The sequence below is a fragment of the Aeromonas sp. 600886 genome (genome assembly GCF_049174935.1).
GTDB lineage: Bacteria > Pseudomonadota > Gammaproteobacteria > Enterobacterales > Aeromonadaceae > Aeromonas > Aeromonas veronii_A.
Genome location: NZ_JAAKUB010000005.1, coordinates 89,276 through 100,942, shown reverse-complemented (window position 1 = coordinate 100,942; position 11,667 = coordinate 89,276). Strand labels below are relative to the sequence as shown.

General features: G+C 58.9%; 9 protein-coding genes. 6 read left to right on the top strand and 3 right to left on the bottom strand.

What is annotated here, in order from left to right; genetic code table 11:
* The first annotated feature begins 39 nt into the window (after positions 1 to 39).
* The gene (locus G5179_RS05755; protein ID WP_421258034.1) at positions 40 to 1,377 is read left to right on the top strand and encodes an MATE family efflux transporter; all 1,338 of its coding nucleotides are present in this window, start codon (positions 40 to 42) and stop codon (positions 1,375 to 1,377) included.
* Positions 1,378 to 1,465: 88 nt separating this feature from the next.
* Here G5179_RS05755 and G5179_RS05750 read toward each other — a convergent pair whose 3' ends face one another.
* Entirely contained in the window at positions 1,466 to 2,287 is an 822-nt protein-coding gene (locus tag G5179_RS05750) for a peptidoglycan DD-metalloendopeptidase family protein (RefSeq protein ID WP_216953051.1), read from the bottom strand.
* 303 nt (positions 2,288 to 2,590) lie between these two features.
* Here G5179_RS05750 and G5179_RS05745 point away from each other — a divergent pair, with 303 nt between their 5' ends.
* Positions 2,591 to 3,370, top strand: coding sequence for a BPSS1780 family membrane protein (locus G5179_RS05745; protein WP_421258033.1), 780 nt, complete (start codon positions 2,591 to 2,593; stop codon positions 3,368 to 3,370).
* Positions 3,371 to 3,436: 66 nt separating this feature from the next.
* On the opposite strand, the gene G5179_RS05740 is transcribed toward G5179_RS05745, so the two are convergent.
* Positions 3,437 to 4,336 (bottom strand): LysR family transcriptional regulator, encoded by a 900-nt coding sequence (locus G5179_RS05740; protein ID WP_416004165.1) that lies wholly within the window; start codon positions 4,334 to 4,336, stop codon positions 3,437 to 3,439.
* A gap of 126 nt (positions 4,337 to 4,462) precedes the next feature.
* On the opposite strand from G5179_RS05740, the gene G5179_RS05735 reads away from it, so the two are divergent.
* From G5179_RS05735 to oxyR, 4 genes are all read left to right on the top strand, one after another.
* Positions 4,463 to 5,323, top strand: coding sequence for a Vmh family MBL fold metallo-hydrolase (locus tag G5179_RS05735; protein ID WP_042054609.1), 861 nt, complete (start codon positions 4,463 to 4,465; stop codon positions 5,321 to 5,323).
* Between the two features lie 75 nt (positions 5,324 to 5,398).
* A complete protein-coding gene (locus tag G5179_RS05730) occupies positions 5,399 to 6,043 on the top strand; it encodes a DsbA family protein (RefSeq protein ID WP_421258032.1) in 645 nt (214 codons plus the stop codon).
* 171 nt (positions 6,044 to 6,214) lie between these two features.
* Entirely contained in the window at positions 6,215 to 7,855 is a 1,641-nt protein-coding gene (locus tag G5179_RS05725) for a methyl-accepting chemotaxis protein (protein ID WP_421258031.1), read from the top strand.
* Between the two features lie 156 nt (positions 7,856 to 8,011).
* The gene (gene oxyR, locus G5179_RS05720; RefSeq protein ID WP_216953055.1) at positions 8,012 to 8,911 is read left to right on the top strand and encodes a DNA-binding transcriptional regulator OxyR; all 900 of its coding nucleotides are present in this window, start codon (positions 8,012 to 8,014) and stop codon (positions 8,909 to 8,911) included.
* Between the two features lie 49 nt (positions 8,912 to 8,960).
* Here the strand turns inward: oxyR and G5179_RS05715 are convergent, their stop codons facing one another.
* Positions 8,961 to 11,432, bottom strand: a complete 2,472-nt coding sequence (locus G5179_RS05715) for a penicillin-binding protein 1A (RefSeq protein ID WP_421258030.1) — start codon at positions 11,430 to 11,432, stop codon at positions 8,961 to 8,963.
* Between the last annotated feature and the right edge of the window lie 235 nt (positions 11,433 to 11,667).

The window sequence follows — 11,667 nt, the reverse complement described above, 5'->3', positions numbered from 1 at the left end:
CGCTATGATCCCGGCCGCTTTCTCTCCACCGAGTCGAATATGTCAGCTGTTGATCTGGGCACAGCCCCGCTATCTCGCCTTTTCTGGCGTTACGTAACCCCGACCGTGGCGGCCATGCTGATCACCGGCATCTATGTCACCATCGATGGCATCTTCGTTGGCCATGTGCTGGGTCAGGATGGCATGGCCGGTTTGATGCTGGCTTATCCCATCTGCGCCGTGCTCTATGCGGTGGGGGCGCTGATCGGTATGGGGGCCTCATCGCTGGTCTCCTTCTATCTGGGGCAGGGCAACCCGGCCAAAGCCCGCCATATCGTCGGCAATGCGCTGGTGATGGTGTTGCTGGCCTCGGCACTGCTCAGTTTTATCGGGATCCGTTATGGCGAGCCCATGCTGGCCTGGATGGGGGCGGAGGGGGAGATCTTCACCTCCGGGCTCTCCTACCTGCAGGCCTACGCATGGCTTGGCTTCTTTGCGGTGCTGTCGATGGCGTTCAGCTCGCTGCTGCGCAACGATGGCCGCCCCGGCTTTGTCACCCTCATCATGGTGGTCGGGGGCCTGCTCAACGTGCTGCTCGACTATCTGCTGATGGTGGTGTTTCCGTTCGGACTGGCCGGGGTGGCGACGGCCACCATGCTCTCCCAGGCAGTGACGGGCCTTGCCTGCCTGTGGCACTTCTTCACGCCGCGCAGCCAGCTGCGGATAAGCTGGGACACCCTGCGCCCCGATCTGCGGCTGATGGGCGAAACGGTGCGCCTCGGGATCTCCAGTTTTCTGATGTACCTCTATCTCTCTGTGGTGCTGGCACTGCACAACAAGGCGTTGCTGGCGGTGGGTACTTCGCTGCATGTGGCGGCCTACGGGGTGATCAGTTACACCGAGGCCTTCTTCTATCTGGTGTTTGAGGGGATCGCCATGGGTATCCAGCCCATCGCCAGCTTTAACGCGGGCGCAGGTCACTGGCGGCGGGTGTTGCGGATCCGCAATCTGGCACTCGGAGTGACGTTGGGGATCGCCCTATCCGCGATGATCCCGCTCTATCTGTGGCCGGAGGTGGCGGTCTATCTGTTTGCTGGCGACAACGCCACCTTGCTGCCGGTGGCGAGCCTCGGGATCTGGCTCTACTTCTGGGGGCTGCCGATGGAGGGCTTGCTGCTGGTGGGGGCCACTTACTTCCAGGCCATCAATCGGGCCCGCATCGCCTCCCTGCTCACCGGTGGCAAGCTGGTGCTGATCGGCGGTTTCTTGTGGGGATTCTCGACCCTGTGGGGCGTGCTCGGCGTCTGGCTGGCATTGCCAACGTGCAGCTCGCTGCTGGTGCTGGTAATGTGGCGGGCGATGCGTCGGGAGTCCGGCGCCCACGCGCTGGCCGGATAGGTAATCGGGTTCGACGTGCAGATAGCAGACAGGCAGCCATGGGCTGCCTGTTTTGTTAGAGGATGTTTTGTTAACGGGCTCTGCCGATTCAGGGCTTGAAGGCGCCGATAAAGATGGCGGGATCGACCCGGGTATCGTTGAGGCTGACGTTCCAGTGCATATGGGGGCCGGTAGCGCGGCCGGTCGAACCGACTCGCCCGACGATGCCGCCACGCGGCAGGCTCTGGCCGAGCTTCACATCTACCTTCGACATGTGGCAGAACATGCTGATGAGCCCCTGACCGTGGTCGACAAAGACGGTATTGCCATTGAAGAAGTAGTTGCCGATCAGGATCACCTTGCCTGCGGCGGGGGACTTGATCGGGGTGCCGGCGCCGACAGCGAAGTCGAGGCCGGAGTGGGGATTGCGCTCCTCGCCATTGAAGAAGCGACGCAGGCCAAACGGGCTGGAGAGGGGGCCGTTGACCGGCTTGTCGAACATCAGGTTGCTCGGCTGGTTGGGGCTGAAGGTCTGGTAAGCCCGGGTCTGCTCCGCCAGCTCGCGGTTGATACGTGTCATATCCTCGGCGAGCGGATTGACCTGACGGCTGTTCTTGAGCTTGATGTGCTGCTCGCGGTAGTGCTTGGGGGTCACGGTGAAGCCGAGAGTACGGCCATCACCTGTGGTCAGTTGCTGGGCGCCGGGCGTGCTTTTCAGAGAGATGCCGACGATGGCGATCCACTGGTTGTCTTCGCGCACCACCAGCACGGGTTTGTCGTGATAGCGGGCCGTGGGGGCAGTGGCAGAGGCGCCAAGAGGGATCACCGCAACGCCACCCGGCACCGGATGGTTGAGCAGGCGACTGATAAAACCCTCGGCCAGGGCTGACTGGCTGGCCAGTAACAACAACAGACAACAAACAACTCTCATGACGATACCACTCGATGTTAAAGCGCCCGGGATGGCGGGATGACAACCCCCCTGTCCGGCATTCGTCGATCACTAAAGGATGATCACGGCACGCTGGCCACGACAGGCGCGGCTGGGGAAGGGGGCAGATTGTGCCTCGTTATGGTCGGGGCAGCCAGTGGCGGGGCATGGCTGACGCCCCTTTTGTGCATAGCTGCGTCAGGTTTTATGTCGTGGTCGGGCCGCTTCGCCATTGAGTCGCCCCCGCCCTGGCTCTAGAATCGGCTTCCGGCACTGATGCCACCGACACTCCGAGGAGACGATATGAACGGATTACCCCCTTTGCGCACCACACCGGCTCGGTACACGACAGGTCGTGGCTGGCTCTGGGTTCGCAGCGGGTTCGATATCTTCAACAAGGGGATGGGGATCAGCGTAGCCATGGTGCTGGTCTGGTTTATGGTGGGCATGCTGCTGGAGCAACTGCCGGCGGGTGGCCTTATCTCCCAGCTGCTCTACATGGTGTGGGGCGCGGGTTGGGTGGCGGTCGCCGCTCGGGGTTATCGGGGGGAGCCGCTGCAGTTTGCCGATCTCTTCGCCGGTTTTCGCCACAAGTTGACCCCGCTGATGCTAGGCGGTCTGCTGGCGTTGCTGCTGTTCAGCCTGGTGGGCCTCGTCTGTCTCGGTCTGCTCTCCATGTGGGGGCTGCTCCCGCTGCTGACGCAGGATCCCGAGAGCATGGTGGTCTCAGCCAGCCAGTTGCAACAGCTGCTGCTGGTATTGCTGGTGGGGATGCTGCTTATCATTCCCGTGCTGATGGGGGTCACCTTTGCACCGGCGCTCATCTATTTCCACGATATAGGCATCATCCAGGCCGTACGCCTGAGCTTTGCTGGCTGCTGGCGCAATATGTGGCCCTTCTTCTGGTGGGGGCTGCTTTCAGCTATTTTGCTGCTGTTTGGCGCTGTGCTGTTGCTGGTAGGTCTGCTGGTGGTGATCCCGGCGCTCAACTACTCCATCTATGTGGCTTATCGGGATATTTTCCTGGACGAGAGTGCGCAGCCGGAAGCGTCGCACTCAGAACCATTCGGATTTGAAGCCTGATCAAGGGATCAGAGTGAAGAAGGGGCCCGCAGCGGCCCCTTCGTTATGTTTGGGTGTGCGGAGTGCTTACTCCTGCCAGATGGGATCCGCCGCCATGCGGGCCAGCAGAAAATCGAGGAAGCTGCGCAGTAGCGGCGACATCTGCTTGCGGGTGGCATACACCCCGTAGACCCCGAGGCGCTTGGGCTGCCAGTCGGTCAGCAGGGGCACCAGTTCTCCGCGCTCCAGATAGGGTTGGGCCGAGTAGCGTGGCTGCAGGCTGATCCCTGCGCCTTCCAGCGTTGCTTCCAGCAGCAGGTTGGAGATATTGGCGCTCAGGTTACCGCTGACCGGCACTGACTCGGGACCGTCCGGTCCATTGAACTCCCACAGGCTCTTGCCGAAGTAGGTGTAGGTGAGGCAGTTGTGCAGCGCCAAATCCTGCACCTTGTGTGGCATCGGATGACGGGCCAGATAGGCCGGGCTGGCACAGACTACCGAGTGGCAGGTGCCGAGACGGCGCGCCACCAGATTGGGGTCGAGGTCGTTGGTGATGCGCACCGCCAGATCGATCCGCTCCTCTACCAGATTGACGGTTCTGTCGAGCAGCAGAATGTCGATGGCCGTCCCCGGGTATTGCGTCAGATAGTCGTTGGCAGCCCCGACCAGCAGCGCTTCTGACAGGGAATAGCTGCTGGTGATCCGCAGTTGTCCCTTGGGGGCGTCATCTCCCTTCACGGCGATCTGCTCCATCTCTTCGCCGAGTGCCAGCATGGCGCGGGCCCGGTTCAGCGCCTCCTCTCCTGGCCCTGTCAGGCTCAGACGACGGGTGGTGCGGTGCAGCAGGCGGGCGCCCATCCAGCTCTCCAGCTCGGCCAGATAGCGCGATACCATGGCGCGCGACATATCCAGTTTCTCTCCGGCGCCGCTCAGGCTCCCCTGTTCGACTACGCTGACAAAGACCCGCAAGGCGGTCAGTCGATCCATGTATGGCTCTCTATATGTTCGATATGTGCAACAGTGATGCGCTTTTTATGCTGTATTTGCACCTTAAGTGATCCAATACACTCTGTCCATCAAATGAACCCCCGAATACTTAATGAGGAATAGATGATGAACAACACCCTGATCCGCAACCTGACTCTGGCGACCACCCTGTTGAGTGGCGCCGTACTGGCCGCCCCCCTGAGCGTGACCGTCTACAACCCCGGCGAGAAGGCGATCTTCCCGGTCTCCTCCTCACTGGTGACCGGTGACAAAGAGGCCATCCTGATCGATGCCCAGTTCGATGTGCAAAATGGTCAGGCGCTGGTCGACATGATCAAGAAGAGTGGCAAGAAGCTGACCACTGTCTATATCAGTGCCGGTGACCCCGACTTCTACTTCGGTCTGGAGCCGGTCATGGCGGCGTTCCCGGATGTCAAAGTGCTGGCCGATCAGCATGTGGTTGACCATATCAACCAGACCAAGGATGCCAAGCTGAGCTACTGGAGCCCGATCCTCGGGAAGGGTGCACCGAAGAGCCTGACCGTGCCGCAAGTGATGACCGCCAGCCACCTGACGCTGGATGGTGAGAAGATTGAAATCAAAGAGATGAATACCCCGAATGCCTACCTCTGGGCCCCTTCCATCAAGACTGCTTTTGGTGGTGTGCCGGTTTACCACGGGGTGCATGTCTGGATGGCGGACAGCCAGACCAAGGCGGCTCGCAGCAACTGGGTCAAGGCGCTGGACAACCTGCTGGCCCTGAAACCCGAGCGTGTGGTACCGGGCCACTTCCTGGGCACTGCTCCCAAAGGCACTGCTGCTGTGACCTTTACCCGTGACTATGTAGAGCGTTTCGAACAGGAGCTGGCCAAGGCGAAAAACTCCGGTGAGCTGATTGAGGCTCTGAAGAAAGCCTATCCGGCACTGCCGGTTGACGATGGTCTGGCCATCGGTGCCAAGGTCAATACCGGCGAGATGAAGTGGTAAGCCACTGAGCCTGCTTTCCCTGTGTTTTTTTACCGGGCCCCAGGGCCCGGTTTTTTATCCGAGATTGAAGTGAGAATGAAGATGAGCGAACCACAAACCATCCTCCATTATGTCTATGACCCGCTCTGTGGCTGGTGCTACGGTGCCGCCCCCCTGTTGCAGGCGGCAGCCACCATTGACGGGCTCGAGATCGAGCTGCATGCGGGCGGTCTCTGGCTGGGTAGTCGCCGTCAGCCGATGGGCGAGGCATTGCGTGATTATGTGCGTCCCCATGATCAACGGATCGAAGCGCTGACCGGCCAGCATTTTGGCGAGCGCTACTTTAACGAACTGCTGCTGAGGGAAGGGGCTCTGCTGGACTCCGAGCCGCCGATCCGTGCGGTCTTGGCCGTCACGACATTGGCGGGCGATGGGCTGGCCATGTTGCACCGGATCCAGCAATCCCACTATAGGGAAGGGTGCTGGATTGGTGAGCCGGCGTTTCTTGCCAGGCTGGCGGCAGAGCAGGGGATTGCAGCGGAGGCATTCCAGCAAGCTTATCTGCAGGCCCCCTTGCTGCAACATCTGGCAGATAGCCAGAGCTGGATGAAACGGCTGGGTGGTCAGGGTTATCCTACCCTTGGGCTGATGCACAAGGGGCGGGTCACGCCTGTACGGGTTGCCGATTTTATGGGGGAACCGGATGCTCTGCGCACGCATCTGCTGGCGCTAATGACATGATGGCTGTTATTTGAACACGGGATCGCTTCAGGAAAGGTGTCCAGGGCCGATAGGCAGACAAGCACAGAAACGGTATGAAATCCTTCTGTTTTCCGGGTGCAGGCTATGCTCTATATGACCATTCCCGGTGGATGTTGCGGGAGTGAAGACTCATTTCAAGGAAGCCCTTATATGTTCAAAAACATGTCCATCGGCCAGAAACTGAGTGCCGGATTTGCCATCCTGGCCTTGTTGGTACTGGGCTTGGCCTGGTTTTCAATCAGCCAGCTGGCAAAGCTCTATGGTGATACCGAAACCATCACAGGTAATTTGCTGCCTTCTACTCGTCTGGCGAGCCAGATGCATGTCGCAGTGCTGGATGCGCGTCGTTCAGAGTTGGCCCAGGTCATCGGTGGCCTGAACAAGGATGAGCAAGAGGTAAGCGATCGCACCTTGACCTTCAATAAGGCCAAGCAGGAATTTGAGCAAGCAGCCCAAAAATATGGTGCTTTACCTTTCACTACTGGTGAAGAGAAGCAGGTTTATGAGCAGGTGGTTGCGGCGGGGGCCAAGTATTTTTTGGTGCATGACCAGCTGATAAATGCCTTTGCTGCTGGCGATCTGGATAAAGTCAGAAGTCTGCGCAAAAACGAGACGCGTGCCGCATTGGAAGAGGTTGGTGCCAAGTCTTATCGTTTGCGGGAGATCAATAACGAGATTGCCGATGAGATGGTGAAAGACATTGCGGCCATGTATAGCAATGCCAGAACCATGAGCATTATTGTCAGCCTGGTGACGCTGGGTTTTGTGGTGGTGATTGCCTGGCTGTTGACCGCCCAGATCCGCAATCCGGTGATGGCCCTGCTGGAGCAGACCCGCCGTGTCTCCTCCGGTGATCTTACCTCCCGCATCGATATGCAACAGTTCAACAATGATGAACTGGGGACTCTTGCCAAAGGGTTTGGCGAGATGCAGACCAATTTGCGTACCCTGGTCAGTGAAGTCTCGGGCTCAGTGGTGCAACTGAGTTCGGCCACCGAAGAGATGAGCTCGGTAGCAAGGCAGTCAGCGGCCAACATGAGTGCCCAGCAGCATGAACTTAATCAGCTGGCAACCGCGATGAACGAGATGCAGGCTACGGTTCAGGAGGTTTCTCGCAACACCAGCGATGCCGCCAGTGCCGCCACCTCGGCCAGCGAAACCGCAGAGATTGGGGCCAAGACTGTTAATGACTCTATTTTGCGCATCGAGCGGGTGGCGGGGGCCATCGAGAGCACTGCAGTGGTGATCCGCCAACTGGGCGATGATAGCCGCAATATCGGCATGGTGCTGGAGGTGATCCGCGGCATTGCCGAACAAACCAACCTGCTGGCATTGAACGCGGCGATTGAAGCGGCCCGGGCCGGTGAGCAGGGACGGGGTTTTGCGGTGGTGGCTGATGAGGTGCGTACTCTGGCCAAACGAACCCAGGACTCCACCTCCCAGATCAATACCATCATTGCCGAGTTGCAGCAGCGTGCCGAACAGGCGGGCAGTACCATGCAACAGAGTCAGGAGCTGATGAACACCACGGTAGCTACCGCGCGGGAAGCGGGCGAGTCTATCTCCCAGATCAGTGGCTCGGTCAGCAGCATCTCCCACATGAACATCCAGATAGCAACGGCCACCGAAGAGCAGGGCGCGGTGAGCGAGGAGCTCAACCGTAACGTGGTCAATATCAGCCACGCTTCCGAAGAGGTGGCCGCCGGTGCCACCCAGATGGCTCAGGCGTGCAACGAGTTGAACCACCTGGCTACCCAACTGCAGGATATGGTGCGCCGTTTCAGGGTGTAATCCATCGGCGAGTCAAACAGCTCGATTACCGCGAGGTGATCGGGCTTTTCTGTTTTGGAGGGGCAGCCAGAGAGGCTCACTGCAAGTGGATGACTTGTCCCGCCGGACGATATTGTGCATGCTGATGGCCCATTTTCCAGGCAGGACTCTTGCTGTATGAATCTTCGCGATCTCGAATATCTGGTGGCGCTGGATGAGGAAAAACATTTTCGCAAAGCCGCTGAACGCTGCTTTGTCAGTCAACCCACCCTGAGCGGCCAGCTGCGCAAGCTGGAGGATGAACTCGGGGTCATTTTGATCGAACGTACCTCGCGCAAGGTGCTGTTTACCCCGGCTGGCGATGCCATGGCCCATCAGGCTCGTCGGGTGCTCAAGGAGGTGCGCGAGCTCAAGAGCATCGGTCAGCACTTCTCCGAGCCGATGTCCGGGGAGATCCATATCGGTTTTATTCCGACCGTGGGCCCCTACCTGTTGCCCCGCATTATCCAGACCCTGCGTGAGCATTTTCCCCAGCTGGAGTTCTATCTCTATGAGGAGCAGACCCAAACCCTGCTCAAACGGCTGGAAGAGGGGGAGCTGGATTGCGTCATTCTGGCCGAGATGCCGGGGATGGAGGGGTTTGGTTCAATCCAGCTCTACCACGAGCCGATGTGGTTGGCGGTGCCTTGCCATCACCCCGAAGCACAGGCCAGACAGGTGCCACTCGGCAATCTAAAGGGCAAGAAATTGCTGATGCTGGCCGATGGCCACTGTTTGCGGGAGCAGGCGATGGGATTCTGTTTCGCCGGCGGGATAGGTGAGGATCAACGCTTCAAGGGGACCAGTCTCGAGACGCTGCGCAACATGGTGGCCGCCGGTAGCGGCATGACCCTGGTGCCAAAGCTGGCCGTACCCGCCGATCATGATGAGGGAGGTGTGAGCTATCGTCCTGTGGTTGACCCTGTGCCGGGTCGTACCATCTCGCTGCTCTATCGCCACTACTCGGTACGTCGCCCCTGTTTCAACGAGCTGGCAGCCTCGATTGCCACGCTGATGAGCAAGCAGTTGGCCCAATAAAAAAACCGGCAGCCAAGGCTGCCGGTTTTGCTTCTGCCGCGAGAGCAGCTTAGAAGATATCGTCGGTTGAGACAGGCCCTTCCACATCGGGGTTGTCACCACCATAGACCTGATTGCCGTCCGAACTGGGCGCGGCGTAACGGGTCGGCTCGGTCCCTTCCTTGAAGTATTCGTCGGTTCCGCCACTGGTCGCCAGCAGTCCGGTTTCGCTGTCAATCTTCACCGTCATGATCCCTTCGGGAACCGGCATCTTGTGCTCCGGCAGCTTTTTGAGGGCGACTTTCATGAAGTCGATCCAGATAGGCTGTGCAGCGCCACCACCAAACTCGGCACGGCCAAGGCCACGCTGGTGGTTGTCAAAACCGATCCAGGAAGTAGCTACGATGTCCGGGGTATAGCCGGAGAACCAGGCATCCCGCGATTCGTTGGTGGTACCGGTTTTGCCGGAGATATCGTGACGTTTCAGGTCACGGGCTGCACGCCAGCCGGTACCACGCCAGCCGTTGCCACCCCAGATGGCTGTGCTCAAGGTGTCGGTGATCAGGAACGCGCTCTGGGCACTGATGGTATGCGGGGCGATGGTTGGCGCGAGAGGGGTCTGCGTGCCATCTTGTGCTGCGCCATCAACAGTTGGCTCCGGCAGTGTGCTCTGCTCGGACGCCGTCTGCTGTTCGCAATTGTTGCAGGCAATGGCAGGATTGGCCTGATAGAGGGTGTTCTCCAGGCTGTCGGTGACTTTGTCGATGAAGTATGGGGTCACCAGGAAGCCACCGTTGGCCAGTACCGAGTAACCACGCACCACCTCGAGGGGGGTAAATTCGGCTGCGCCCAGCGCCAGCGACTCATGGGGCGAGATGAAGTCGCGGGGGAAGCCAAAGCGTGTCAGACCGTCGATATAGGTATCCAGACCGATGGCGCGCATCAGTCGAACCGACATCACGTTCTTGGACTTGGCCAAACCCAGACGCAGCGGGGTGGGGCCATCATAAACGGCCGGGGAGTTCTTGGGCTGCCACATGGGCCCTTTTGACGGATCCCACTGGTTGATTGGCGCATCGTTGATGAGCGACGCCAGGGTATAGCCGTGCTCCAGCGCGGTCGCATAGAGGAAAGGCTTGATATTTGAACCGATCTGGCGACGCGCCTGATCGACCCGGTTGAATTTGGATAGTTCGAAGCTGAAGCCGCCAACTACTGCTTCCAGCGCGCCATTTTTCGGGTTCATGGCAACCAGCGCGGCGTTGACGTCCGGGATTTGGGCCAGCAGCAACTCTTCGCCCTCTTCCCGCACCCAGATCTGGGCGCCGACTTTCAGTACATCGCGTGCCGATTTCGGGGCATAGCTTTGGCGGTCGTCGGTAATAAAGGAGCGAGCCCATTTAATGCCGTTCCAGCCCAGCTCTGCTTCCTTGCCATTTTTAAGTACCAGTGTGGCGCTACGGTCACCGAGCTTGGTAACTACGGCCGCCATCAGCGGATCATAAGTGGGTTGCTTGCCAAGGTGGGCCACGATCTGCTCGTAATCCCAAGCTGTTTCGCCTGCCTTCCACAACTGGGCCGTCGGGCCACGATAGCCGTGACGCATATCGTAGGCAAAGACGCCATCCAGCAGTGCCTGTCTGGCGGCCCGTTGGCGTTCGGCAGAGACGGTAGTGTAGACGTGTAGGCCCATGGTGTAGGCATCTTCACCAAACTGCTCTACCATCTTCTGGCGTACCATTTCACCCAGATAGGGAGCGTGCAGGGTCACTTCGGCGCCGTGAAAACGGGCCTTGATCGGCATTTTGGACGCATCGTCAAACTGGGCCTGGGTGATCTTGCCGGTCTCCAGCATCCGACCAAGCACAACGTTGCGGCGCGCAAAGGCGCGATCTGGGGATCGGATGGGGTTGAGCATGGAGGGGGCTTTGGGCAGACCGGCAATGATGGCGATCTCGTCCAGCCCCAGATCCTTGACCTCTTTACCAAAATAAACCTGAGCCGCAGCACCGATCCCGAAGGAGCGATAACCGAGAGGGATCTTGTTGAGGTACAGTTCGAGGATCTCGTCTTTTGAGAGATTCTGCTCGATCCGCCAGGCCAGGAAGACCTCCTTTATCTTGCGGATGATGGTTTTCTCATTGCTCAGGAAGAAGTTGCGTGCAACCTGCTGGGTAATGGTGCTGGCACCCTGACGGGCATGACCTGATACGGCCCAGACGGAGGCGGCGCGAATAATACCGATGGGGTCAATGCCGGGGTGCTCGTAGAAGCGGGCATCTTCGGTTGCCAGTACGGCATCGATCATTGGCTGGGGGATTTCATCCAGGCGCAACGGAATGCGACGGATTTCGCCATATTGGGCGATCAATTCCCCATCCCGGCTGTAGACCCTCATCGGGGTTGCCAGTTTGACATCACGCAGTGCGGTGACATCGGGCAGTTGGGGTTTGATATAGAAGTAGATACCGATGAGGCTGGCAACACCCAGCACAGCACCCAGCATCATGACAATAAACAGGCGAACGAGCCATTTCAGCATGGAAGAACTACCAATCGTCTTAAATTTAGCCAACGGGCGCAGAGTATAGCCCTTTTGCCATCTGGAATTCGAGGTTTTCCTGTGGCAAGTCACCCATCGATAGGATGCGAGAGGTTAGCACTACAGTGAGCAATAACCAAGGTGCCTCCCTTTATCTCAAGAAAGCGAGGTGGGTCACTTTTCGGTATAAACTTTATGACATTGATAGTTAGAGCATTTAGGATGGATCAAGCTC